The sequence below is a fragment of the Pseudomonas sp. Ant30-3 genome, assembly GCF_000690905.1.
Classification (GTDB): Bacteria; Pseudomonadota; Gammaproteobacteria; order Pseudomonadales; family Pseudomonadaceae; genus Aquipseudomonas.
Genome location: NZ_JMCL01000019.1, coordinates 23465 through 47705, shown reverse-complemented (window position 1 = coordinate 47705; position 24241 = coordinate 23465). Strand labels below are relative to the sequence as shown.

The 24241-nt window shown below is 58.9% G+C and carries 18 protein-coding genes; 7 read left to right on the top strand and 11 right to left on the bottom strand.

The features are described from left to right. Window position 1: 1 nt before the first annotated feature. The 3 genes from DU29_RS01000000129510 to DU29_RS01000000129505 are packed head-to-tail and all read right to left on the bottom strand — an operon-like array spanning window position 2 to window position 8225. Window positions 2-4921 carry an RHS repeat-associated core domain-containing protein gene (locus tag DU29_RS01000000129510; RefSeq protein ID WP_028620780.1) on the bottom strand — a complete coding sequence of 1640 codons (4920 nt, stop codon included), beginning with the start codon at window positions 4919-4921 and terminating at the stop codon, window positions 2-4. Then, window positions 4918-6027: a DUF2169 family type VI secretion system accessory protein gene (locus DU29_RS0105295; protein WP_028620779.1), complete on the bottom strand. Its 1110-nt coding sequence runs from the start codon at window positions 6025-6027 to the stop codon at window positions 4918-4920. The genes DU29_RS01000000129510 and DU29_RS0105295 overlap by 4 nt, the downstream gene beginning before the upstream one ends. Then, window positions 6024-8225 carry a type VI secretion system Vgr family protein gene (locus DU29_RS01000000129505; RefSeq protein ID WP_050483074.1) on the bottom strand — a complete coding sequence of 734 codons (2202 nt, stop codon included), beginning with the start codon at window positions 8223-8225 and terminating at the stop codon, window positions 6024-6026. Before DU29_RS01000000129505 ends, DU29_RS0105295 begins: the two co-directional genes overlap by 4 nt. 213 nt (window positions 8226-8438) lie before the next feature. On the opposite strand from DU29_RS01000000129505, the gene DU29_RS1000000133660 reads away from it, so the two are divergent. The 4 genes from DU29_RS1000000133660 (at window position 8439) to DU29_RS0105275 (ending at window position 11909) form a co-directional block, all read left to right on the top strand. Then, complete coding sequence (locus DU29_RS1000000133660; RefSeq protein WP_442961279.1) at window positions 8439-9404, top strand: zinc-ribbon domain-containing protein; 966 nt, start codon at window positions 8439-8441, stop codon at window positions 9402-9404. A 370-nt stretch (window positions 9405-9774) separates the two neighbouring features. Next, window positions 9775-10344, top strand: a complete 570-nt coding sequence (locus DU29_RS0105285; protein ID WP_028620778.1) for a GNAT family N-acetyltransferase — start codon at window positions 9775-9777, stop codon at window positions 10342-10344. Window positions 10345-10449: 105 nt separating this feature from the next. Further along, a complete protein-coding gene (gene tesB, locus DU29_RS0105280; RefSeq protein WP_028620777.1) occupies window positions 10450-11319 on the top strand; it encodes an acyl-CoA thioesterase II in 870 nt (289 codons plus the stop codon). After that, on the top strand, window positions 11316-11909 hold the full coding sequence (locus DU29_RS0105275) for an HAD family hydrolase (RefSeq protein WP_028620776.1): 594 nt from the start codon (window positions 11316-11318) through the stop codon (window positions 11907-11909). The genes tesB and DU29_RS0105275 overlap by 4 nt, the downstream gene beginning before the upstream one ends. Window positions 11910-12143: 234 nt before the next feature. On the opposite strand, the gene DU29_RS0105270 is transcribed toward DU29_RS0105275, so the two are convergent. Both DU29_RS0105270 and ypfJ read right to left on the bottom strand, forming a co-directional pair. Next, window positions 12144-13103: an alpha/beta hydrolase gene (locus DU29_RS0105270; RefSeq protein ID WP_028620775.1), complete on the bottom strand. Its 960-nt coding sequence runs from the start codon at window positions 13101-13103 to the stop codon at window positions 12144-12146. Further along, window positions 13104-13982: a KPN_02809 family neutral zinc metallopeptidase gene (ypfJ, locus tag DU29_RS0105265; RefSeq protein ID WP_028620774.1), complete on the bottom strand. Its 879-nt coding sequence runs from the start codon at window positions 13980-13982 to the stop codon at window positions 13104-13106. It lies immediately after the preceding gene. Between the two features lie 312 nt (window positions 13983-14294). Here ypfJ and DU29_RS0105255 point away from each other — a divergent pair, with 312 nt between their 5' ends. Continuing rightward, window positions 14295-15173 carry a DMT family transporter gene (locus DU29_RS0105255; protein WP_028620773.1) on the top strand — a complete coding sequence of 293 codons (879 nt, stop codon included), beginning with the start codon at window positions 14295-14297 and terminating at the stop codon, window positions 15171-15173. Between the two features lie 45 nt (window positions 15174-15218). Here the strand turns inward: DU29_RS0105255 and DU29_RS0105250 are convergent, their stop codons facing one another. Continuing rightward, complete coding sequence (locus tag DU29_RS0105250; protein WP_236645574.1) at window positions 15219-16535, bottom strand: MFS transporter; 1317 nt, start codon at window positions 16533-16535, stop codon at window positions 15219-15221. A 233-nt stretch (window positions 16536-16768) separates the two neighbouring features. Continuing rightward, on the bottom strand, window positions 16769-16903 hold the full coding sequence (locus DU29_RS1000000133495; RefSeq protein ID WP_268871167.1) for a hypothetical protein: 135 nt from the start codon (window positions 16901-16903) through the stop codon (window positions 16769-16771). Between DU29_RS1000000133495 and quiC the strand changes: the two genes are divergently transcribed. Both quiC and DU29_RS0105230 read left to right on the top strand, forming a co-directional pair. After that, window positions 16902-18803, top strand: coding sequence for a 3-dehydroshikimate dehydratase QuiC (gene quiC, locus DU29_RS0105235; RefSeq protein WP_028620771.1), 1902 nt, complete (start codon window positions 16902-16904; stop codon window positions 18801-18803). The genes DU29_RS1000000133495 and quiC overlap by 2 nt on opposite strands. 101 nt (window positions 18804-18904) lie before the next feature. Then, entirely contained in the window at window positions 18905-19582 is a 678-nt protein-coding gene (locus tag DU29_RS0105230; protein ID WP_028620770.1) for a TetR family transcriptional regulator, read from the top strand. 74 nt (window positions 19583-19656) lie between these two features. Here DU29_RS0105230 and DU29_RS0105225 read toward each other — a convergent pair whose 3' ends face one another. The 4 genes from DU29_RS0105225 to DU29_RS0105210 all read right to left on the bottom strand — a co-directional run bounded on the left by DU29_RS0105225 (window position 19657) and on the right by DU29_RS0105210 (window position 24150). After that, window positions 19657-20511, bottom strand: a complete 855-nt coding sequence (locus DU29_RS0105225) for a shikimate dehydrogenase (protein ID WP_028620769.1) — start codon at window positions 20509-20511, stop codon at window positions 19657-19659. 186 nt (window positions 20512-20697) lie between these two features. Then, window positions 20698-21609, bottom strand: coding sequence for a LysR family transcriptional regulator (locus tag DU29_RS0105220; RefSeq protein WP_028620768.1), 912 nt, complete (start codon window positions 21607-21609; stop codon window positions 20698-20700). A 169-nt stretch (window positions 21610-21778) separates the two neighbouring features. Next, window positions 21779-22858, bottom strand: coding sequence for a tRNA (uridine(54)-C5)-methyltransferase TrmA (trmA, locus tag DU29_RS0105215; RefSeq protein WP_028620767.1), 1080 nt, complete (start codon window positions 22856-22858; stop codon window positions 21779-21781). Continuing rightward, window positions 22855-24150: an NCS2 family permease gene (locus DU29_RS0105210; RefSeq protein ID WP_028620766.1), complete on the bottom strand. Its 1296-nt coding sequence runs from the start codon at window positions 24148-24150 to the stop codon at window positions 22855-22857. Before DU29_RS0105210 ends, trmA begins: the two co-directional genes overlap by 4 nt. Window positions 24151-24241 lie beyond the last annotated feature (91 nt).

Here is a 24241-nt window from a genome sequence, read left to right as displayed (position 1 = left end):
CTTAGTTAAAAATTGGGCCGGCAGATCTTGAGTTTATGGGGAAGCCGTGAAATGAGCCATTGCCATTGTTCCTGATTCTAATCATATCGGGAGCACTTTTAGAGCCATCAGGATTATAGATTACCGATTTATGGTCAGGATTTATTGGGATATCAAAAAACGAGCCTTTCGTGCCGTTTGGCCCAGCCGGCAACTTTGCTGCTTGTTGTCCAGCGTAGGTTAAATCATTTTTGTTTCCCCATTTACCTTGAGGATTCCCTGTTTCCTGTGCTCGTTTTATCGCATCTGATTCTTGCCAATTGATTCCATGTGTTTTGCCTCTTTCATAGCCAGGTTCGGGTCTCAGTCCCTCACAACTGGCCAACCCCAGCGGATCAACCCAACTCAACGGATTATCCACATACCCCTGAGGCCTGACCCCTCCGCCCAGCCCCAGCGGATCCGGGCTCAGGTACTGCGCTGTATCCGGATCATAGTACCGATGCCGATTGTAGTGCAGTCCGCTTTCTTCGTCGTAGTACTGGCCGGGGAATCGAAGCGGGCAGGTGGTTTTGTTGATGGGTACCACATTGCTGCTGGCGAATTCGTCATTCGCCGCTTTCCATAGCCGCGCCTGGCCCCACACGTTGGGGCTGTTGCTCCAGACCAGTTGGCCGCTTTCGTCGAGCAATTCGCGCGGGGTGCCGAGGTGGTCGGTGACGATGTACCAGAGTCTTTCACCCTGTTGTTGCGCTAACGGCGTGATGCCGCCCGGGGCGTATGTCCAGCGGGTGGCGTGTTCGAACGCGACAGTGCCATCCGCGTAGAGCGGGGCGGCTTCGAGTAGTTGCTCGCCGTTCCACAGGTATTCCTCGCCGACAATGTGTTTTTCGCTGTGGGCGTAGACGTTGCTGGGGGCGTTGCTGCGGCTGACGTTGAACTTGCGGGTGCGCCGGCCGAAGGCGTCGTAGCGGTAGCGCCAGTGTTCGTCGTTGGGGGTGTAGAGGTCCGTGAGGCGGTTGTCGCTGTTCCAGCGGTATTGCCAGCGCTGAGGGCGGAAGCCGTGGCGCAGGACGATTTTTTCGATCAGCCGGCCGCAGGGGTCATAGCGATAAGTGTTGGCTCCGGAACGCACCACGCGTCCGCCCTTTTGCTCGGCCCGAACGCCCATGCCTTTGGCGTGGAGGACGCTGGCTTCGCTGATCAGGTTGAGAGCGTTGTCGTAGCTCCATTGCTGCGGTTCGGCCTGGCCAAGGTGGGCGGCGATCAGTTGTTGGTTGGCGTTGTAGCGATATTGGCTCTGGCCCCAGCGGTTGTCGTTGATCTGGATGGGTTTGAAGGCTTTGTCGTAGCGGTAGTGGCGCTCGACAAAAGAGGTCGCTTGTCCTCCTGCTCGCTGCTCGGTCAGCAAACCGACCCGGTTGTACTGTTGTTGCAGATGGAAGCCGGCCGCGCTGTTGCGCAGGACTTCACGGCCCAGGGCGTCGCGGCTGATTTGCAAAGGTGCACGTTCGCCGATCAGCAGTTGCGCCAGGTTACCGTTGCGGTCGTGTTGCCAATGCACGGCGGGCAACGCGGCAAAGGCTTCCTGGGCATTGGCTTGCTCTTCGATGGCGCCAGCGTGTTGGCCAATGGGCAAGCCGCTGTCGGGGTCAAAGCGATGCTCGATCAGGCGTCCGTTGATGCGCTCGCTGAGCAGGCGACCTACGGCGTCGCGTTGGTACTCAATGGAGGTATCGGGATTGCTGACGCCGATCAAGTGTCCGACGGTGTTGTAGCTGAACACGGTCTGTTCGCCGGGTTCGCCATTGGTCTGCTGGTGATCGATTGTCAGCAGCCGCGCACTGGCGGTGTCGTAGTGATAGAGCACGCGGGCGCCGTCGGCGCAGAGTTTTTCCGTGAGCCAACCGGCGGCGTTGTAGCTGTAGCGGGTGAGGGTGCCGGCGAAGTCACGCTCGGATATCAGGCGCCCGGCCTTGTCGTAGGTGTATTGGTAAACATCACCGACGCCATTGGTCAGGCGGGTCAAGCGGGTGAGTTTGTCGTAACCCAGGCTCAGGCTTTGCCCGCCGGGGTAGGTGAGTGTTTCCAGCAGGTCGAACGCGCCATAGCCGTAGCGGGTGCGGTGACCTTCGCCATCGATGAAGCTGGCGAGGCGGTATTCACTGTCGTACGTCCAGTGTTGCTCGGTGCCGTCGGCCAGGGTCACACGACTAAGTGAGCCGCGCGGATGAGCGTGCTCGCGCTGGTAGGTGTAACAGGTGATTTGACCGAGGGCATCTTGTCGGTGCAATGGACGGCCCAGGGTGTCGAGTTGTACGTGAGTGATCCGGCCGTCGGGTTGTTCGATCCCACACAGGCGCAGCCTGGCGTCGTACCGGTAAAGGGTTTGGGTGCCTTCCGGCCAGGTCTGGCTCAGCAGTTCGCCATGGTCTCCGCGCTGGTAGGTGGTGGTGCGATCATACGGGTCTTTCAGGGCAACCAGATTGCCCCGTTCGTCGTAATCCATCTGCCAAGTGGTGCCGTCGGCGGCGAGGTACCGACTTAGCAGGCCATGAGCGTTGTAGTCGAAGGTGTCCCGGCTGCCGTCGGGATTGATTTGGGCCAGCACTTCGCCGAAATCGCTGTAGCGGCACGTGCTGGTACGGCCCAGTGGGTCGGTGGTGGAGACCTTATTGGTGTGCTCGTCCCACTCGGTCAGCCACTGGTTGCCCAGGGCATCGACCTCGCATACAACTAGAAAGTCTTCGTTGTAATAGAAACGGCTGCTGCCGCCTTCGGCGTCGTGGTAATCGGTGCACCGGTTGGCATCGTGGTATTCGAAACGGTCACTGTAATAGCCGCTGTCGGTGTGGGTTTGAACCACCCGGCCCTTGACGTCGTAGACGATATGAAAATGGGTCTTGGCGGTGTCGTGCCACTCGGTCATGTGGCTGTGATCGTTATAAGCGTGGTACAGAGTGCCGAACTGATGGCTGGCACACTCGACCAGCATGCTCTGTTGCTCATAGCGGCAACTCAAGAGTCGACGTGGATCCTGCTCACCATCGATGAGAGTGACGTCCAGCAGGTGGCCCGCCGCCGTCAGGCTGATCTGCAACTGATAACCGTCGCTGTGCACGATCCGCTGCAACTGCTGCTGGGTGTTGTAGATAAAGCGAATGGCGTTGCCGTTGCCGTCTTCAATACCGCTCAAGGCACGAATGTCGCTAAGCCCATCTGCAAAGCTGAGCGTTTGTCCGGTTTTTCGGTCGTACAGGCACAAGGTACCGCTGCGCTGGCCGCTGAGCAGGTAACGTCCGTTGCGTCGATTGTGAGCCAGGACCTCATCATTCGGTGTGTCGTAATCAAGGGTGGTGCCATCGGCGCAGTGGAAAGTAATACCGCCCCGGGTGAGTTTCAGATACTGGGACCACTCGTCGATCCACCGATAGCCGAATAGCCCGCGAAAACTGGCGCGCGAACGGTACAGACGGGAAAGCTTCAAGGGTATGCTGCCGGGGATGTCCAGCACTGGCCAGATTTGCAGGTAATCGCCAGTGGCGACGTCTACGGGCTCGCCTGCCAGCCCACACTTGCCAGGTTCACAGTTTTTACCACTGTCGGAGGCGTTGCCGGTTTTTACGTCTTCCGCGCTTCCATGGGGCGCACCGTTAGGTTTGACGTGTACGCCATCGCCGGCATGGGCGAGGACTTCGCTGCGGCCTGCGCTCTTCAATGCATTTGCCGCTTTTGCGGCCTCTGCCATTTTTCCTGCTTTGAAGGGCACCGCCGGCAGAGAAAGAATCTCCGCTGTGGCCCGGGTCACCGCTTCGATGTAATTGCCTTTGTTCCAGGCTTGAGTCACGGGCCTGACCAATTCCGAGCCCACAGCCTTGACGCCGCGCCAGGCACCTCCGCCCACCGTGCCCGGCGTGATGTTACCCAGGCGCATGTTCTCCGCGAGGATCTGTGCGTCCAGCGCGTGACCTCTGATCCCGTCCGGGGAGTGGCGCTGAACATTCTTGGCGGCATGCTTGATGCCGGTGTAGGCCAGTTCACCCAAACCGGTTCCGATGTCTTTGACAAACCCGGCCAAGCCACGAGTGACCTGGGCATCGGCGTCTGCCGCGCCGGGAATAAAATCGCCGACAAGCGATAGGGCGCCGAGCGAGCGCAGCACCCCGCCTTGCTCGATACCCGCGATGCCCTCGTCCGCTGCCTTATTCAGCCCATCGAAGTCGACGTACTTGTCCAGGTCATCGATGTTGAGTTGTCGCTGCTTCAACGCTTCGCGCTCCGCCTCCAACTCTTCCAGGCGGGCGCTGGTGCGTTCTCCTGGAGGAGCATCGGGGTTGCTGGCCTCGCTGGTGACGGGCACGGCCTGCCGAATCGCCGTCATGATTCTGCCCAAGGTACCGCCTACCCCTGCCGGGTTGCAGTTGATCAGGCAGGCGCTGTCATGCCGGGCAAGCGGCAGGCCGTTGACTTTGACGTTGTGATGACCCTCCAGCAATTTGACGTTGCCCGTACCCAACGAAGTGCCAGCGACGACATGAGCTCCCGCATTGGCCTGCACCTGACTGAACATATCGCCCTGTCGATAGGCTTTGGTACCGCGGACTTTAACGTCACTGGCGGCCAGCAGTGGTTTGTCCAGCGTCGCGAATGAGTCGAACGCCGTCACCACTCCTCCCACCAGACAGAAATCCGGCAGGCTGCAAACCGCTTTCCATTCCGTGCTGTCATGGGCGGCGTGATGCGCGGTGCCGCCTGTGGCAGCCGGCACCGCGACAGTATCAATCGGCAAGGTTGCGGCGGCCGTGACCTGGGTCGCTGAGGCCCGGTGTGCATCCACTTCGGCTTTAAGTTGTTGCAACTCACTAAGCCTGTGCTCATCCGTCCAGCGTTTTTCCGCCATTGCGTCGTTGACGTTGCCGGAAATCGTCAGTTTGTCGGTCATGCTGATGCCTTACATGGCAAGGCGTCGGTGCCGACCAGCGCCATGGTTATTTTGCTGATGCCTGCAGTCACCGGCAGGCGCCACAGCAAAAACGCCTGCCGCTGATCCAGATCCAGGCGTACGGTGTCGAGCACGGGCACGCTGACGTGGTACTGACCGTCCGTGCTTTCACAAACCAACAGAGGAGCAACGCCGGGCAGCCGCATTCGGTATTCGCCTTCCCTCAGGCAACCTTTCAGATGCACTGGCTCGTCGCCGATCAGAAAAGGGGTTGCGACCTGATCGGTCGGAGCGCTCTGGTAAAAACGTGGATCGAAATCCTCGGGCAGCCGTGGGTAACGTTCAGCCATCCAGCGCGCGTCCAATGTGCCCTGAAAGGTCGATCGGGGTTGCCACCAGCGGGGGATTGGCGTCAGGCCTACAGGCTGCAAACGTTGGGTGGGATCACTGTAAGGATTTAATGGATCTTCGATTTGCGGCGCAGGCAAGGTGACAATTTGCGCAACTTGCGCCTCGACGCGCTCGCGTACAGACGCCTCAAAAATGTTCAGCTCAATGCTGTTCGGCAGCCAGCCACAACCGGCGGGATTGTTCGGATAACTGACGTTGGGGATTTGTGCCAGGTCGGGCTCGGGGTCGTAAACGCAGCCGCCAAACGCCAGCCGATAACTCAGGGCGACTTTCTCAACCTTCTCAGGCTCGCTCAGTGTCCAGCCCAAAAACCCTTTGGTCAGGGTGCGCGGGCCGCAAACTCGCAAGGTTTTTCGCACCGGACCGACGTGCACCTCGGCCAGCCAACTCGGCCGCCAATGACCTTCAGGGGAGCGCAAGCTACCCTGCAGCAACACATCGGTACCCGGCTTGCCCAAGACGAGATCGCCTTCCTCGACGATCACCGCTTGCAAAGGGAAGTTGGCCGCCGGCCCTCCGAAACGATCACCCCAGACAATTTCGCTCTGCAACTCACTCAACGTCATCGGTTGCTCAGGGGCAAAGTCAAAAGTGCCGCGAATGACCAAAATATCCATTGGTACTCCGTCAGGCGTGGTTTTTTCATACAACAGGTGCGGTAAGCCGGTGTGGTTTTCGAGTTTGACGGCACTCATTTCCAGCTACCCTCGATCAGCAGCGGCATGGCGTCGGTTATATCCAGGCCTTTGAGTTGAGTGGTTTCGGCGTCCACCGGCAAGTTCGGCGCCGGCTGTGCGGTTCCACTGTTGAGGTGCACATCTTTGGGCGCATCGGCGTTGACGGTGTTGCCCGCCACCAAGTGGATGTCCGGGCTGTCGAGGTAGATGCCTGCATCAGTAACCACGATTTTCGAGCGACCGACCTGTAGGGTGATGCTTTCGCTGTCCAGCTTCAGGCTTGACCCTGGCCCTTTGGCTTTCGGCGCGGGTTCTTCACCCTCGGGCGGTGTTGCACTTTCCACAGTGCCATCACCGACCTTAAGGCTGTACGCGGTGCCAATCACCGTGCTCTGGCTGCGACCGACCTGAGTACTCTGGTTGATGCCCACCAGGGTGTTCATGTGTAGCCCAACGTTCTGGCTGTACACGGTGCCGATGTTCAGCATCTTCGCCAGCCCGACGTTTTGCAGTGATGCCAGGCTAATGGTTTCGGTTTTGAAACAATCGACATTGATCGACCAGTTGCGCTGGATATGATCGCGCTGGTGACGGTCTATGGTTTTGCTGCGATCGCGTCCAACCCAATGTGTTTCGTCGTGCTCGACTTTGATGTTCTGGTCTCTTTGCGCGTGGATGTAAATTTCTTCCGCGCCCTTTTTGTCTTCGATGCGAAGCTCGTTGGAGCCATTGCCACCCAGGCTGCTGCGGGTCTTGAACACACTGCGGGTTTTGTTGGCGGGCAGGGGATAGGGCACGGGGGTGTGCTGGTTCGGTACGCAGCCGGTCACCAGTGGCTGCTCGGGATCGCCTCCGATAAAATTGACCAGCACTTCCATGCCGATACGAGGAATGACCACATGGCCAAAACCTTCGCCCGCCCAACTGGATGCCATTCGCACCCAGCAACTCGAGAATTCGTTGCGCTCGCCTTCTCTGTCCCAGTGAAACTGGATTTTTATGCGCGAGTGTTCGTCACACCAGATTTCCTCGCCCGCAGGGCCGGTCACTAGAGCGGTCTGGCTGCTGAGGCGGGGTTTGGGCGCAGGTTCCATGGGACGAAAGAGTGTCTCACTGGGGATAGCGCTGAAGCTGTTTCGGTAACCCTGGGTTAAGGCACCTTCGGAGCTGTCCTCGCCGCTGAAAGACTCCTCCAGTACTTGCGGCTGCCGACCTTCATGCTGGACGCTGACCAGCAACCACATCTGGTTGCATTCACCGCGTGGATGCCCATTCAGCGTCACTAAATGGCCACAGCGAAAGGTCGGTTGATCGCTGTTGCCCTTGGCTAACTCATAGTCGGCGCGATGTCTTTCCAGGGCGATCTGACATGCCAGCTTGCCTTGTGCTCCGGTGCTGTAACGGTTCGAATAGCGATAGTCCTCAAGTATCGGATCGGCGTCGCTTTTGGCTGCACTGTGCAAAGTGCTGGGCACTGGATCGAGCTCGGCGCCGTTGGAAGTCGAACTCGGATCAGGCTTTTTCAGGTCGTAGGCGCGGCGTACTACCTGGCTGGTGCGGGTGCTCAAACGTACCCGGAACTGGCTGACAACTGGCTCTTCGCTCACAAGGTCACAGCGCTGCAAATAGCGCGTGGGCTGCAGAATGGGAAAGGCCGTCTGGTTGTCGGCAAACACTACGGTGTGATCATGGGCCGTATGTTGGTGATGCCAATGAATTCCGTCTTCAAAGCATATGCGTTGCAGAAAATCGAAATCTGTTTCGCCAAACTGGACGCAGTATTCGCGCGGAGTTGAAGGCTTGGGAGCAATGCTGAAACGGAACTGGTCGGCCAGAATGCCGTGTTCCTTGCACACCTTGGCGATGATCTGCGGCACCGTTAGGTTCTGGTATACGCGCTGATTATATCGGTGCTGCAACTGATGAAGTCGGGGACGCAAAATCAGCTGGTAATGGGTCATGCGCTTGCCGCTGTCGCCCACTTCGATGTCGTCGATCAGACCGTGAAAGCCTTCACCCAGCCGACCAAACTGCAAAAAAGCCGGCTGGTTCAGCAAGTTCTCCAAATTGACGTTGGGATTGTCCGAAACCAGTTCGACGTGGATCGCATACAAGGTGCTGACTGCTTCTTTGCCCTCGAACGCCAGTACTTTGAAGTCATTGTCGACGGTGGGAATGCTCAGTAAATATTTCGCAGTGTTTGCCGGCAAGAACATACGCTCATCCTTAAAGCGAATAAAAAGAGGCGCACTACTCGAGCCTTAACTGGAGTGAGCGAGCATTTATATGCTCGTCACCCTAACAATGTATTTATCCCAATTGATGTAGGACATTTCTCCTACTGCCGTGGGAGAAGTCTTTATTTCAGAATGTTGCGTTTATGATCAGCGGCGCTGCTTAAACTGCAGTTCCATTAAGTATTTGATGCTATGACTGAATTGCCGATTAAAACTATTGAAGGTATGCAGCAACTTGCAAACGGCCGAGGTGGAGTCTGCCTGTCCGCTGTTTGGCACAGTTCTTCCGCGCGGTTGATGTGGCGCTGCTGCGAAGGTCACGAGTGGTTGGCCGAACCTTACCGCATCATCAGGGGTAGCTGGTGCCCCGTGTGCGCCCGTCTGCAACGACGCTACACCTTACAAAATGTACAGAACGTTGCGGTTGCTCGCGGCGGTCTTTGCCTGTCGACGTGCTACCAATCAAACCGGGTGCTTATGGATTGGCAGTGCCATCAGGGTCATGGTTGGCAGGCGACGTTCGCCAGCATTAGGAAGGGGAGTTGGTGTCCATCCTGCGTCCACCTTGAGCGGCGTGACACTTTGGAAAAAATGCAGCAAGTCGCAATACAGCGTGGGGGACACTGTTTATCTAAGTGTTATGTCGACAGCGCCCAGGCCTTGCTGTGGGAATGCGCAAAGGGGCACCGGTGGAAAGCTACTCCCGGCAGCGTGAAACATCGCAGCTGGTGCCCGGTCTGTGCCAAGGTTAAGTTACGAGGAACTCTGGAAGAGTTGTTAGCTATTGCGCGGGTGCGGGGTGGCGAATGCCTGTCTCCGGACTACCTGAACCGCATCACCCCGTTAACGTGGCGATGCGCCCGAGGCCACACCTGGCAAGCTGCCCCAGCGAGCATAAAGAAGGGTTCGTGGTGTCGCCAGTGCTATTACGACAATATGCGAAGCGACATCACTAATATGCAATTCATGGCGCGAGCCCGGGGGGGCGCCTGCCTCTCAGAAACATACGTTGACTCGACAAGCAAGTTGCAATGGAGCTGCAGCATGGGGCATTCATGGTACGCGATTCCCCATTCGATCACGCAAGGTCGATGGTGCCCGGAGTGTTCCTTTCTTGCCAAGTGTCGTAGTGAGCGGAAGCGGCGCCGGTATATGTAGCTTGGGGGAAGAAAGCCAAATGGTATTTAATCTAAAGTTAGATTGAAACCCCTTAGGGCAACATCGTAGAAGGGTGTCACCTCAGTCAAATAGTCAAATTTGCTTCTTGAAGATTATCTCCCAATGTTTATTTTCAGGTTGCCTGATGCAAGCATATTTTGCATGGCTGGTTCCACCGCTTGGGCCGCTCCTCCCCGAACCTTTGCTGCGTCCAACGTGATCCGGGCGCCGCTGGTCTAAGCGAGACAACTCGCCATTCATACAACGTTCTATATTTGCAGCTTCATGAACGGGTGGGAGAATTCACCGGTGGGCTCGGTAATCGGTGCCGCAGATCGGCGGACCTGGGAAACGGGAAGGGGAGAAGATAATGGAGCCGATACTGCAACTCGAAAGCGCGCGATTGCTGTTGCGCCAGTGGCGCGATGAAGATTTGCCGACGTTTGCCGCGATGTGCGCCGATCCGCAAGTCATGCGCTATTTTCCGGCGCCCTTGAGTCGCCTGGAAAGCGCCTCGCTGATCGGTCGCGTGCGCGGCCATTTTGCCGAGCATGGTTTTGGCCTGTGGGCACTGGAGCGCAAAGACACCGGCGCCTTCATCGGTTTCACCGGGTTGGGTGTGGTCGGTTTCAACGCGCCGTTCACTCCGGCGATCGAAATCGGCTGGCGCCTGGCCCGCGAGCACTGGGGGCTCGGTTACGCCAGTGAGGCGGCGTGGACCGCTCTGCGTTGCGGGTTCGATCGCATGGCGCTGGAAGAAGTGGTGTCGTTCACCGCGCAAAGCAATCTGCCGTCGGAGAAAGTCATGCAGGCCATCGGCATGCACCACGACCCGGCCGACGACTTCGAGCACCCCAAATTGCCGGCCGATCACCCGCTGCGTCGTCACATTCTCTATCGCATCAGTCGTGAACAATGGCTGCAAACCTTGCATGGCTAAGCGTGCGCGGACGTTTACAATGGCGCCCATGTGGCCACGGCCAGAAACCGAATCGACCGCCGCAGCCAAGACTGCGCGGCACTGCGTTGTGTGAGGAGAGTCTGAATGAGCCAAGTGTTGGATGATCTGGTCGACCTGCTGACCCTGGAACCGATCGAAGAAAACCTGTTCCGCGGGCGCAGCCAAGACTTGGGCTTCCGCCAATTATTCGGCGGCCAGGTCGTTGGTCAGTCGTTGTCGGCGGCCAGTCAAACTGTTGAAGAAGCGCGTCATGTGCATTCCATGCACGGGTATTTTCTGCGTCCGGGTGATTCTGCGTTGCCCGTGGTGTATCAGGTTGACCGGGTGCGCGACGGCGGCAGTTTCAGCACGCGCCGGGTGACGGCGATTCAGAAAGGCCAGCCGATTTTCACCTGCAGCGCCTCCTTCCAGTACGACGAAAAAGGCTTCGAGCATCAAGCCGAAATGCCGACGGTGGTCGGCCCGGAAAATCTGCCATCGGAGCTGGAGCTCATGCAACAGCGTGCGCACCTGATTCCGGAACACATGCGGGAAAAATTTCTCTGCCCGAAGCCGATCGAATTCCGTCCGGTCACCGAGAAAGATCCTTACAACCCGCAGCCGTCCGATCCGGTCAAGTACGTCTGGTTTCGCGCCGACGGCGCCTTGGCCGATACCCCGGCGCTGCATAAATACCTGATGGCCTACGCCTCGGATTTCGGTCTGTTGACCACGTCGATGCAGCCGCATGGCAAGTCGGTGTGGCAGAAAGATATGCAGGTCGCCAGTCTGGATCATTCGCTGTGGTTCCATGCAGATCTGCGCGCCGATGACTGGTTGCTCTACGCGATGGATAGCCCGTGGGCCGGCAACTCCCGAGGATTTACCCGTGGCAGTGTGTTCAATCGCGCCGGGCAACTGGTCGCCTCCGTGACTCAGGAAGGCCTGATTCGTCATCGCAAGGATTGGGCATGAGCCTGGCCGATGTGCGGCATTGGGTGTTCGACATGGACGGCACCCTCACGGTTGCCGTGCACGACTTCGCGGCGATTCGCGTCGCATTGGCGATCCCCGCCGAAGACGACATCCTGACCCATCTCGCGGCGTTGCCCGCAGAAGAAGCCGCCGCCAAACATGCCTGGCTGCTGGAACACGAGCGTGACCTGGCACTGGGTTCAAAACCGGCGCCCGGCGCTGTGGAACTGGTGCGTGAACTGGCGGGGCGGGGCTACCGTCTGGGCATTTTGACGCGTAATGCCCGTGAGCTGGCGCACGTCACCCTGGAGGCGATCGGCCTGGCCGACTGTTTCGCGGTCGAGGATGTATTGGGTCGCGACGAAGCTCCGCCGAAGCCGCATCCAGGCGGATTGTTGAAGCTGGCTGAAGCCTGGAAGGTGCAAGCGGGTGAGATGGTAATGGTCGGTGATTACCGCTTTGATCTGGATTGCGGTCGGGCCGCGGGGGCGCGGACGGTGCTGGTGAATCTGCCGGATAATCCGTGGCCGGAGCTGACGGACTGGCATGCGGTGGATTGTGTTGCGCTGAGGCAGATGCTGTTGGCTTGATGGCCCCATCGCGAGCAGGCTCGCTCCCACTTTGGAACTTCAGCGGGCGCGGTTTTTCGCCTGACTAAAGTCCCCTGTGGGAGCGAGCCTGCTCGCGAAAGCGTCAGCTCAGGGGCTTTCGCGAGCAGGCTCGCTCCCACATTGGATTCTCAGCAGTCGCAGATTGCGCGTCTGATTCAAATCCCTGTGGGAGCGAGCCTGCTCGCGAAGACGTCAGATCAGCCAGCCAAAAACTCACTTCCCGAATATAACTTTCCGCCCCTCGGGCGAGTTAAACATCCCATCCCCATCATGCCCAACGCCGGGCACTTCGATCAGCTGCTGACGCAACCCTTGCGGATACAGCCGCTTCAAATACTGAAAATAATTGCGCCCCCGAACCAATCGGTTCGGACCCTGAGCCTGCGCTTCGCACCGCTTGTCCAGAGCCGGATGATTGGGGTCGATGTCCAGCTGACCCAGCAGGTAAACAATCTCACGCTGCGGGTACTTTTCCTCCAGCTGCTTGGGCGTTTGTCCTTCAGCATAGGCAGGCAAGTCTGACAGCCCGTACTTCCAGCGATTGTAGTCAGGGCAGCCGGCATGACTGAACGCCACTGGGCGACGCTCATCGAAGTACGCATAAGAAGACGGGTTGGCAATCACGAAGCGGATCTGCACGCCGGCAGCCTGAAGCTCTGGCTGATCGTGGCCCAGCAGTGCATACCGCTGAACCACCTGAGCACCACCGGAATGCCCGACGATGACAATTTGCTTCACATCGGGAAACTGTCGCCGGTCGCCCAGGCGGGTGATGATTTCGTCGAGTGCAGCGTAGGAACTCATCGCAAACGGCGCGGTGGACATGCCTCCAGCCATCCATTCATTGCCTTGCCAGCGCAACACGGTGTCAGCCACGGGATGGCGTGAAACATCGGTTTCATTGAGAAACTGCGGGGCAATCACTAACGTATTCGCACTCTGCCCGGCCTGCTCGGCAGCGCGTTCGGCGCTTTGACGATAGGTATCGGCATTGCGCAGTCGGCCGTGAATGATGACCAGCACGCGCCCGATTTTTTCCGGCGCCGGGCCGATGCTCACGACCATTTCGCCGGATTTCAACAGCAGACGGCCGGGGCTGATCTGCTCAACCCCTTGCTCGGCAGCCTGCGTTGTCGAGCACACGCACAGCAACATCAACAGCCACTTGGTCATTTACAGATTTTTCGCCGCAAAGGTATCGCACTGGCCAACCTGGCCCTGCGCAAATCCGGTTTTGAACCAGCGCACCCTTTGCGCCGACGTGCCATGGGTGAACGAGTCCGGCACGACGCGGCCCTGACCCTGCTGTTGCAAGCGGTCGTCGCCAATGGCGTTGGCAGCGTTCAGCGCTTCTTCAATGTCGCCCGGCTCCAGCCAGTTCAGGCGCTGTTGCGCGTTATGCGCCCAGACACCGGCCAGGCAATCGGCCTGCAGTTCCTGACGTACTAACAAACCACCGTCGCCTTCCATCTGCTGGCCTTGCTGGCGCGCTGCCTGAATTTTCGCCGAGACGCCAAGCAACGTCTGCACGTGGTGTCCGACTTCATGCGCGATCACATAGGCCTGAGCGAAGTCGCCCGCGGCGGAGAAACGCTGGGACATCTCCTGGAAAAAACTCGTGTCCAGATAGACTTTCTGGTCTGCCGGGCAATAGAACGGGCCGGTCGCCGATGTCGCCAGACCACATGCCGAGTTGACCCGACCGCTGAACATCACCAGGGTCGGGTCTTTGTATTGGCGCCCGGCCTGCTGGAAAATCTGGCCCCAGGTGTCTTCGGTATCGCCAAGGATCGAGCGGACGAACTCGGCCCCTTCGTCATTGGCCGGCGGTGCCTGGCGAGTCTGCGTCGACGTGGGAGCGGATTGTTCCCCGGTGAGCTGCCCGAGGATCTGCATCGGGTCTTGCCCGGTGATCAAGCCGAAGCCAACAATCAGAACGATCGCCGTCAGGCTCAGACCTTTCCCACCGCCAAAGCGCATTCCGCCACCGCCGCCACCCTCGCCCCGAGCGTCAACCACGTTGTCGCTGCGTCGGCCTTTTTTCCATAGCATGTGGGAATCCTCTAGTTATTCGTGGGAAGAGTGTTGCTGGTGAGTAGGAGCAGCGCCAGTCCGGTCGTCCGGCTTTTTGCGGCGTTGCCGGCCACTGTTGCAGATTCGGGATGGATGCTGACTGCTATTGAACGCGGATACCTCATCGAATTCCGTTGGCAGAAATGTTTTGTGCAGCAACGATCAGGCGCGGACGCGTTTGCACCGCGGCGGCGTAGACCGCAGAATCAAGGCGCACATCGATGTGCGGACGCGTGCAGCGCGACAATCCGCTAGCTCCGAAGCGTTTGAATCAAAATCCAAGGGAAGCCTATGACCCTCAGCACTCCGCTCTCTGGCGTAAACAAACCCTTCAAAGGGATTTTGCTGATCGTTGTCGCAACCTTCCTGTTTTCCAGTCACGACGCGTTTTCCAAATACCTGTCGGGTTTCTATCCGATTGTCATGGTGGTCTGGGCTCGCTACGTGGTTCATACCTTGCTGATGGCCGGGATCTTCCTGCCGCAATCCGGCTTGCGCGTCCTGCGGACCAAGCGGCCGATGCTGCAGCTGGTGAGGGCTTTATGCCTGCTGGGCACCAGTCTTTTTTTCACCACCGGCCTGCAATACATCCCCTTGGCCGAAGCCACGGCTGTCAACTTCCTTGCGCCGGTTCTGGTGACCGCATTGTCGGTTCCACTGCTGCGAGAGCATGTCACCCGTGGCCAATGGATTGCGGTGATCTGCGGCTTTATCGGGGTGTTGATCATCGTCCATCCCGGCGGTGAGCTGTTCACCCCGGCGATCCTGTTGCCACTGTGCTCGGCGCTTTTTTTCTGCTTCTACCAGTTGCTCACACGCAAGCTCAGCGCGATCGACAGCCCGACCACCAGTAATTTTTTCGCCGGGCTATGCAACACGCTAGTGATGAGTGCACTGGTGCCTTTCTTCTGGCAGGTGCCGACGCTGGGTCACGGTTTCATGATGGTGGCGCTCGGAGCGTGCGGCATGACCGCGCATTTGTTCCTCACCCAGGCGTTCCGGCATGCGGCGCCGGCATTGCTGGCACCGTTCGGCTATTGCCAGATTATCTTTGCCGGTTTGCTGGGGTGGATGCTGTTTGCGCACACGCCGACGTTGACCACGGTGATCGGTATTTCAGTGATTTGCTGCAGCGGACTGGCCGCGGCCTGGCAGCAGAGTCGGCGCTGACAAGAAAAAGCAGGCCTGGATTCAGGCCTGCCGGGGGAAGGGCGTTTACTCGGTAACCGTAGGAATCTTGCGTGGTGCCATGAAGTACATCCAGATCAGCGCGATGAAGTACATCGCTGGAATCATGGTGAACAGCACGGTGTAGTTGTTATTGGTGATGGTCAGAATATGGCCGACCAACTGGGTCATGAACATGCCACCAATCGCGGCGCACATGCCGCCGAAACCGAATACGGTACTCATCATGTGCTTGGGCGTGTAGTCCATCACCAGGCTCCAGATGTTCGCGGTCCAGGCCTGATGCGCGCCGATGGCCAGCGAGATGGCGGCAACCGCCACCCAGAGGTTGCTCGAGCCGGCGGCCATGACCACGCCGATGATGCAGCAGGCGAACAGGAACATGGACAGCAAGCGCGCCTTGATCGGGTTCATCCCGCGCCCGATCATGAACGAAGACAGGATCCCGCCGCCGACGCTGCCGAAGTCGGCCGTCAGGTAAATAATGATCAGCGGGATACCCATCTGCGTCACGTTAATGCCCAGGTTGTATTGCTGATTGAGAAACGGCGGCAACCAATACAGGTAGAACCAGAACACCGGCGCCGTCAGCGAGTAGGCAAGGGCGAAGGCCCAGGTGCCACGCATGCGCAGGATTTTCGAGAACGGCACGCGGGATTGTTCCGGTTCGACTTCCTTCTGGATGTAGTCCAGTTCCGATTGTTTGACGCTTGGATGATCTTCCGGGTTGAAGTATTTCAAGCCCCAGAACAGTAGCCAGATGCCGCCCAGTGACGCCATGCACAGGAACGCCGCCTGCCAGCCCCATACGTGCAGAATCAATGGCAACAGCATCGGTGTGAACATGGCGCCGACGTTGGTGCCGGCATTGAAGATGCCGGTGGCCACCGCGCGTTCGCCGGCCGGGAACCACAGCCGTGTGGTTTTCACACAGGCCGGGTAATTCGCGGCTTCGGTCAGGCCGAGGATGAAGCGGCAAACCATGAAGCCGACGGCCGATGTCGCCAACCCGTGAGCGCCGGTCGCCAGGCTCCAGAGCAGTACGGCGCAAAAGAACACGCGCTTGACGCCGACGCGGTCGATCAAGCGTCCTTGCAGAACGAAGCCGATGGCGTAGCCGACCTGAAACCAGAAATTGATGTTGGCGTAGTCCATCGCCGTCCAGCTCATTTCTTTGGCCAGGATGGGTTGCATGACGCCCAGTGCGGCGCGGTCGATGTAGTTCAGGGTCGTCGCGAAAAACACCAGCGCGAGCATGCCCCAGCGGGTCTTGCCGACCGCCATGGCGCCGCGGATTTTGTCGCCGATTCCGGTTGGGGCAGGTGTCATGGAGGAACGCTCCATGGAAGAGCTTTGAGAAGGAGTCATGTGGGCCACCGATTATTTTTATGTGGTGTTTTGGGTCTGTTGTCACTGAGACCACTGCTCGTGACCGGACTCAATGTGCGGTTGATGGTGAGCAGTGAACAAAAAATCGTCAATTCGCCAACGGCCATTGTGTTCGATAATCGCACGCAAAACTAACTGGGTAGTACACTTTAAATTGCTGTGTGGAATTCCGCAGCCAATAATTCCTCTCATGAAAACGCAATCCCGTGGGAGCAAGGCTTGCCCGCGATGGCGCCATCGAGATCGCCATCGCGGGCAAGCCGTGCTCCTACGAAGAACATCAGCGTGAAGGCCTTCATCTCCACCACCGGGAGTCGAAACATGCAGCGTTCCATTGCCACCGTGTCCTTGAGCGGTACCTTGCCGGAGAAACTCGAAGCCATCGCCGCCGCCGGTTTCGACGGGGTGGAGATTTTCGAGAACGACCTTCTCTACTACGACGGCAGCCCGCGGGAAGTTAAGCAGATGTGCGCCGATCTCGGGATCGCCATCACGCTGTTTCAGCCCTTCCGGGATTTCGAAGGCTGCCGCCGCGACCGACTCTCACGCAATCTGGAACGGGCCGAGCGCAAGTTCGATCTGATGCAGGAGCTCGGCACCGACCTCGTGCTGGTCTGCAGCAACGCTTCGGCCGACGCCCTCGGTGATGAACGGATTCTCGTTGACGACATGCGCCTGCTGGCCGAACACGCCGCTGCGCGCGGCTTGCGAATCGGCTATGAAGCGTTGGCCTGGGGCCGGCATGTGAATACCTGGCAGCAGGTGTGGAACATCGTCCGCCAGGCGGATCATCCCAATCTCGGCGTGTTGCTGGACAGTTTCCACACGCTGTCGCTCAAGGGCGATCCGAGTGCCATCGCGGACATTCCCGGCGACAAGATCTTTTTCGTGCAGATGGCCGACGCGCCGATTCTGGCCATGGATGTGCTCGAGTGGAGCCGACACTTCCGCTGCTTCCCTGGCCAGGGCGAATTCGATCTGCCTGGGTTTCTCGCACCGATCATCAAAAGTGGCTACACCGGACCCTTGTCGCTGGAAATCTTCAACGACGGCTTCCGCGCTGCACCGCCACGGGCGAACGCGGCTGACGGTTTGCGTTCGCTGCTGTACCTCGAAGAAAAAACCCGCGAGCGACTGGCGCAGGAAGCCAAACCGACGATTAACCCCGAGATTCTGTTCGAGACACCCAGAGCCAGTGAATACAACGGCATTGAGTTTCTCGAGTTCGCCGTGGACGAAAGCCTCGGGGCAAAACTGTCTCACTGGCTGGAGCGGCTGGGCTTCGTCAAAGCCGGGCAACATCGTTCCAAGAGCGTGAGCCTGATGCGCCAGGGCGACATCAACCTGATCCTCAATTCCGAGCCGTATTCGTTTGCCCACAGTTTCTTCGAAGCGCATGGCCCATCGTTGTGCGCAACGGCGGTGCGGGTGACCGACAGCGTCAGCGCGCTGGCGCGGGCGGTGGCTTATAAGGGTCAGCCATATCGCGGACTGGTCGGCCCCAATGAACTGGAGTTGGCCGCTGTGCGTGCGCCGGATGGCAGCCTGATCTATCTGGTGGATCAGCACGCCGATGTCTACGGCACGGATTTCAATCTGCAGCCGGGCGCTACTGCTGGCGGCGGGCTGAAACGCATCGACCACATGGCCATGGCGCTGCCGGCCGACAGCCTCGACAGTTGGGTACTGTTCTACAAAAGTTTGCTGGATTTCGAAGCCGACGACGAAGTGGTCCTGCCCGACCCGTACGGCCTGGTGAAAAGTCGTGCACTGCGCAGCCGGGACAGTTCGATCCGCTTGCCGCTGAACATTTCCGAAAACCGCAATACCGCGATCTCACATGCGCTGTCGAGTTATCGCGGCTCCGGCGTGCATCACATCGCGTTCGATTGCGATGACATCTTTGCCGAAGTCAGCCGGGCCAAGGAAGCCGGCGTACCGCTGCTGGACATTCCGCTCAATTATTACGATGACCTCGCTGCGCGCTTCGACTTTGATGATGAATTTCTCAGCGAACTGGCCTACTTCAACGTGCTTTACGACCGCGATGCACAGGGCGGCGAATTGTTTCACGTGTACACCGAGCCGTTCGAAGGTCGTTTCTTTTTCGAAATCATCCAGCGCAAGAACGGTTACGCCGGCTACGGTGCGGCCAATGTTGCCGTGCGACTGGCGGCCATGGCCAAATCCCGCAGCGGTGCGGTCCGCCAGGCCAAGTTGTAGGTATTTCGTAACCATGAGTTGAAAGCGTGGCTGCGCGGCTTCCTTCACTGTGCAGTGCGGCCCATAATCGCCAGCCTGTGCAGTGATGGCCGTGGCCCACAATGACGATAATTTCAGAACTTTCCGCAGCCCCCGAGGCTCCCATCGCCGAGCCTCGCAAGAGTCGCAAGAACAATCCGGAAAAGACCCGCGAGAACATCCTTCAGGAAGCCATCGTGGAGTTCGTGCAGCAGGGGCTCTCCGGCGCGCGCGTCGATGCGATTGCCGAGCGCATTCACACCTCCAAACGCATGATCTACTACTACTTCGGCAGTAAGGAGCAGTTGTACGTCGAGGTGCTGGAGAAACTCTACGGCGATATTCGCAACACCGAAAACCGCCTGCACCTGGCCGAACTGGCGCCGCTGGAAGCCATTCGGCGGTTGGTGGAGTTCACCTTCGATCACCACGATCGCAATGTCGACTTCGTGCGCATCGTCAGCATTGAAAACATCCACAACGCCGAATACGTAAAGCGTTCCGATGCGATCAAGGCGATGAACAACACGATTCTGGATTCACTGGGCGTGATTCTGCGTCGCGGTGTCGAGGCCGGACTGTTCCGCGCTGGGCTCGAGCCGCTGGACGTACATCTGCTGATCACCTCGTTCTGTTTTTATCGGGTGTCAAACCGCCACACACTGGGTGAGATTTTCCAGATCGATCTGCCCGATGAACAGATCAAGCAGCGTCATCGCGAGATGATTTGCGAGTCGGTGCTGCGTTACCTGAAGGCCTGAGTGCTCTGACGATAGCGATTTGAGGCGGCCATCGCCAGCGAGCCGGCTCCTACGGGGTCGGGATTTTATGCATTTCAGCCATTCATGTCCTGAAAATGCGCGAGCATCCGTTGCGCATTCGGCACCACGCCGCTGAACAATTCGAATGCCTTCACGGCTTGAAACACCGCCATGTTCCCCCCGTCCAGCGTCCGGCAACCCAACGCACGGGCGTTACGCAGCAGTTCGGTTTCCAGCGGGAAATAAACGATTTCGGCCACCCACAACTGCGCCCGCAGCAACGCCACAGGCACCGGCGTCCCCGGCAGTTTCTGCATGCCCATGGGCGTGGTATTGACCAGACCATCGGCCACGGCCATCGCGCCTGACAGGTCATGCCCTGCCACTGCGCGCCCTGGCCCAAAATGTTGGTTGAGGTTGTCGGCAAGACTCTGCGCCCGGTTGCTGTCCACATCAAAAACGCTCAGCAGTTGTACGCCTTCGCTGAGCAACGCGTGGGCCACCGCCGCACCGGCACCGCCGGCGCCCATCTGGACGACACGCTCCACGGCAACGCCCGGCAAGCCGCGCCGCAAACCTTCAGCGAAACCCAGGCAGTCGGTGTTGTGGCCGATGCGTTTGCCATCCTTGAGTACCACGGTGTTCACGGCACCAATACCGCGCGCCTCCGGCGACAGTTCGTCGAGCAACGGGATGATCGTCTGTTTGCAGGGAAATGTAACGTTCAGGCCAGTGAAGCTCATGCGCTCGGCGGCCAGCAAAAGGTCGGGCAGGGCGGCGCTGTCCAGCTTCAATTGGTCGAGGTCGATCAGGCGATAGAGGTAACGCAAACCCTGCGCGTCGCCTTCGCGCTCGTGCAATGCCGGGGTGCGCGAGGCCTGTATGCCAGCGCCGATCAGCCCGGCCAGGATGGTTGTATTGCGATTCATGAGAGGTGCCTTTTCAGGCCGTTGAGCACCAGCACGATAAGGGTCATCGTGAATATCTCCGGTTATTGTTTTTGGAATCGGCCTGATTTCAGCCTGTGGAGATAAATTGTACTAGACGGTTAATTTGGTCAATCAAACCGACGTTGCCTCAAGCGTTTGTGTGCGGTGATCGGACGCTATGGCGATTCAACGCGGTATTTGTTCAACCAGGAAATCGATGAAGGCCCTTACACGCAGGGGCATATGTCGACTTTGCGGATAGAGCAGCGTGAAGGGGCGCGAGCGACCGCCATAAGGCTGGAGAATTTCCACCAGCGAGCCATCGGCCAATTCCTTCTCAACGATAAAACGATACGTCTGGAACAATCCGGCGCCATGTTTTGCCAACGTCACGCCACCCAGAACGTCGTCGGAGCAACCGAAGTTGCCTTCGGCGAGAATCTCGCGCTGCTCGCTATTGTCGTTGAACAGCCAGGCAATCCGCCGACCACTACTGGGCAATTCGTACTGGATGCATTCGTGGTGCTTGAGGTCGTTCAGGGTCTGCGGCACACCGGCGCGCTTCAGATAATCGGGGCTGGCAATCATCACCAACGCGGCATCTTCGAGGTGTCGGGCGATCAGCCCGGAATCCGGAATCGCCCGCACGCGAATGGCGATGTCGTAGCCTTCGCCGACGAAATCGATGTTGCGGTTACTGATGTGCGACTCGACCTTGACCAGGGGGAAGCGCTCGCGAAACGCCGGCAACAACGGAAGGATCCGGTGATGGCCGTAGGTCGTCGGAATGCTGATGCGCAGCGTCCCTGAAGGCTCCTGCTGCTGCCCCATGATTTCGCGTTGCGCTTCGACCAGTTGCGCCAGCGCCTGACGACACTCTTCGTAATAACGCCGACCGCTGTCGGTCAGTTTCACGCTGCGGGTGGTGCGCGCAAACAGGCGCACGCCGAGGCGCTCCTCCATGCGCGATACCGAGCGACTCACGGCAGCCGGCGTCACCCCGGCCACCAGCGCCGCAGCGGTAAAACTGCCGGCCTCGGCGGCCAGGCAGAACAATTCGATGCTGCCGAGCTGAAGATCGTCGAAGGTTCGCTGCATGGATGATTGCGCCGGGGGATCGGATTCAAAGGTTTTGAAATGTGTTTATCAAATTAGCGGAAGGAATGCTTACCCTTTTTTCAGGCGCCCGCGCAAACCAGATAGCACTGTTTGAACACCCACAAAAAAGCCGTCGCAGTGACGGCTGTTCTGTTTCACTCAGTGGCAATCAACGCCGAGTCAACAACACCCCGGATTCCATGTGATGGGTCCATGGGAACTGGTCGAACATCGCGCAGCGGGTGATCCGGTGGGTGTCGTGCAGTTGGGCAATATTGGCGGCCAGGGTTTCCGGGTTGCAGGAAATGTACAGAATGTTATCGAAACGTCGCGTCAGTTCGCAGGTGTCCGGGTCCATGCCGGCGCGCGGCGGGTCGACGAAGACGCTGCCAAACTCATAGCTCTTGAGGTCGATGCCGTGCAGGCGGCGGAAGGGGCGCACTTCGTTCAGTGCTTCGGTCAGCTCTTCGGCCGACAAGCGCACCAGCGTCACGTTATTCACAGCGTTTTCGCTGAGATTGCTCAGCGCCGCATTGACTGAAGTCTTGCTGATTTCAGTCGCCAGCACTTTGCGCACACGAGTGGCGAGGGGCAGGGTGAAGTTGCCGTTGCCGCAATACAACTCCAGCAAATCATCAGTGCGATCGCCCAATGATTCGTAGGCCCAATTGAGCATCTTCTGATTCACCGTGCCGTTGGGCTGGGTGAACGCGCCTTCCGGTTGGCGATAGCTGAAGGTGCGACCGCCGACTTCGAGCCGCTCGACTACATAGTCGTGACCAATGACTTCGCGCTTGCCCTTGGAGCGACCAATGATGCTCACGTTCAGGTCCGCCGCGAGCTTCGACGCCGCCACGTGCCAATGCTCGTCGAGCGGGCGGTGATAGCACAGCGTGATCATCGCATCGCCGGCCAGCGTGGTCAGAAACTCCACCTGAAACAGCTTGTGGCTGAGCGCCGCGCTGGCCTGCCAGGCCGCTTTCAACTGTGGCATCAACTGGTTGATACGCAGGCTGGCGATCGGGAATTCTTCGATGAGGATCGGCGTACGTTTGTCTTCCTGGGAAAACATCGCGTAGTGGCGTTCGCCGGCCTCGCGCCACAGGCGGAATTCGGCACGCAGACGGAAGTTTTGCAGCGGCGAGTCAAAGACCACCGGTTCGGGTGCATCGAACGGAGCCAGCAGATCACGCAGGCGCGTGACCTTTTCTTCGAGCTGAACGGCGTAAGCCTGAGAATCAAATGTCATGCGTTGAACCAACCCAGCTTGATCACGAACAGAATTGACAGAATCACCAGCGCCGGATTGAGCTCACGAGCGCGGCCGGACAGCAGCTTGATGGCGGTCCAGGCGATGAAACCGAAGGCGATGCCATTGGCGATGGAATAAGTGAACGGCATGGCCAGCGCAGTGACCACCACCGGTGCAGCTACGGTGATGTCGTCCCAGTCTATTTCGGCCAGGCCGGAAGTCATCAACACGGCGACGAACAGCAACGCCGGCGCTGTGGCAAAGGCTGGAACGCTGGCCGCCAATGGCGAGAAGAACAACGCCAGCAGGAACAGAACCGCTACGACGATGGCGGTCAACCCCGTGCGGCCACCGGCGCTGACGCCGGCTGCGGATTCGATGTAGCTGGTGGTGGTCGATGTGCCCAGCAGCGAGCCGGCCATGGCCGCGGTGCTGTCGGCAATCAGGGCGCGGCCCATTTTCGGCATGTGGCCGTCCTTGCCCATCAGCCCGGCGCGTTTTGCAACGCCGATCAAGGTGCCGGAGTTGTCAAACAGGTCGACGAACAGGAAGGCAAAAATCACGCTGAGCAGGCCAATGTCCAGCGCACCTTTGATGTCCAGTTGCAGGAAGGTCGGCGCCAGCGATGGCGGCATCGACGTCACGCCGCCGAACGGGGTGAAGCCCATCACGATCGACACTGTAGTCACGGCCAGAATGCCGATCAGCACGGCGCCGCGGATCTTCAAGGCTTCCAGCGCAACGATCAAGGCAAAACCAAGCGTCGCAAGGATTGGCGCAGGTTGTTTCAGGTCACCGAGGCCGACCATGGTGGCGGGGTTGCTGACCACGATGCCGGCGTTGTGCAGGGCGATCAACGCCAGGAACAGACCAATACCGGCGGCAATCGCCGAGCGCAGCGGCAACGGGATGCTGTTGATGATCCATTCGCGGATGCGAAAGATCGACAACAAAAAGAACAGCACCGCCGAGATGAACACCGCGCCCAGCGCTACTTGCCAGGTATGGCCCATGTGCAGCACGACGGTGTAGGTGAAGAAGGCGTTCAGGCCCATGCCTGGCGCGAGGGCGATCGGGTAGTTGGCGATCAGGCCCATCACTGCGGAGCCGATGGCGGCTGCCAGGCACGTCGCAACGAACAACGCACCTTTGTCCATGCCGGTCTCGCCGAGGATGCTCGGGTTGACGAATAAAATGTAGGCCATGGCCAGGAAGGTCGTGACGCCCGCAAGAATCTCGGTGCGCACGTTGGTGTTGTGTGCCTTGAGTTGAAACAGCCTTTCCAGCATGTCTGCTCCCCGTGGCGCGCCCGGCGCCGTGAATGTATGGACTTCAACAGCAAAGCACAGGGCACTGATCGCGCCTGTTATTTTCTGTGGG

Bases quoted from the DNA above. Each gene is read 5' to 3' on its own strand.
- DU29_RS01000000129510 (WP_028620780.1), bottom strand. From the start codon at position 4,921: ATGACCGACAAACTGACGATTTCCGGCAACGTCAACGACGCAATGGCG.
- DU29_RS0105295 (WP_028620779.1), bottom strand. From the start codon at position 6,027: ATGAGTGCCGTCAAACTCGAAAACCACACCGGCTTACCGCACCTGTTG.
- DU29_RS01000000129505 (WP_050483074.1), bottom strand. From the start codon at position 8,225: ATGTTCTTGCCGGCAAACACTGCGAAATATTTACTGAGCATTCCCACC.
- DU29_RS1000000133660 (WP_442961279.1), top strand. From the start codon at position 8,439: ATGACTGAATTGCCGATTAAAACTATTGAAGGTATGCAGCAACTTGCA.
- DU29_RS0105285 (WP_028620778.1), top strand. From the start codon at position 9,775: ATGGAGCCGATACTGCAACTCGAAAGCGCGCGATTGCTGTTGCGCCAG.
- tesB (WP_028620777.1), top strand. From the start codon at position 10,450: ATGAGCCAAGTGTTGGATGATCTGGTCGACCTGCTGACCCTGGAACCG.
- DU29_RS0105275 (WP_028620776.1), top strand. From the start codon at position 11,316: ATGAGCCTGGCCGATGTGCGGCATTGGGTGTTCGACATGGACGGCACC.
- DU29_RS0105270 (WP_028620775.1), bottom strand. From the start codon at position 13,103: ATGACCAAGTGGCTGTTGATGTTGCTGTGCGTGTGCTCGACAACGCAG.
- ypfJ (WP_028620774.1), bottom strand. From the start codon at position 13,982: ATGCTATGGAAAAAAGGCCGACGCAGCGACAACGTGGTTGACGCTCGG.
- DU29_RS0105255 (WP_028620773.1), top strand. From the start codon at position 14,295: ATGACCCTCAGCACTCCGCTCTCTGGCGTAAACAAACCCTTCAAAGGG.
- DU29_RS0105250 (WP_236645574.1), bottom strand. From the start codon at position 16,535: ATGGAGCGTTCCTCCATGACACCTGCCCCAACCGGAATCGGCGACAAA.
- quiC (WP_028620771.1), top strand. From the start codon at position 16,902: ATGCAGCGTTCCATTGCCACCGTGTCCTTGAGCGGTACCTTGCCGGAG.
- DU29_RS1000000133495 (WP_268871167.1), bottom strand. From the start codon at position 16,903: ATGTTTCGACTCCCGGTGGTGGAGATGAAGGCCTTCACGCTGATGTTC.
- DU29_RS0105230 (WP_028620770.1), top strand. From the start codon at position 18,905: ATGACGATAATTTCAGAACTTTCCGCAGCCCCCGAGGCTCCCATCGCC.
- DU29_RS0105225 (WP_028620769.1), bottom strand. From the start codon at position 20,511: ATGAATCGCAATACAACCATCCTGGCCGGGCTGATCGGCGCTGGCATA.
- DU29_RS0105220 (WP_028620768.1), bottom strand. From the start codon at position 21,609: ATGCAGCGAACCTTCGACGATCTTCAGCTCGGCAGCATCGAATTGTTC.
- trmA (WP_028620767.1), bottom strand. From the start codon at position 22,858: ATGACATTTGATTCTCAGGCTTACGCCGTTCAGCTCGAAGAAAAGGTC.
- DU29_RS0105210 (WP_028620766.1), bottom strand. From the start codon at position 24,150: ATGCTGGAAAGGCTGTTTCAACTCAAGGCACACAACACCAACGTGCGC.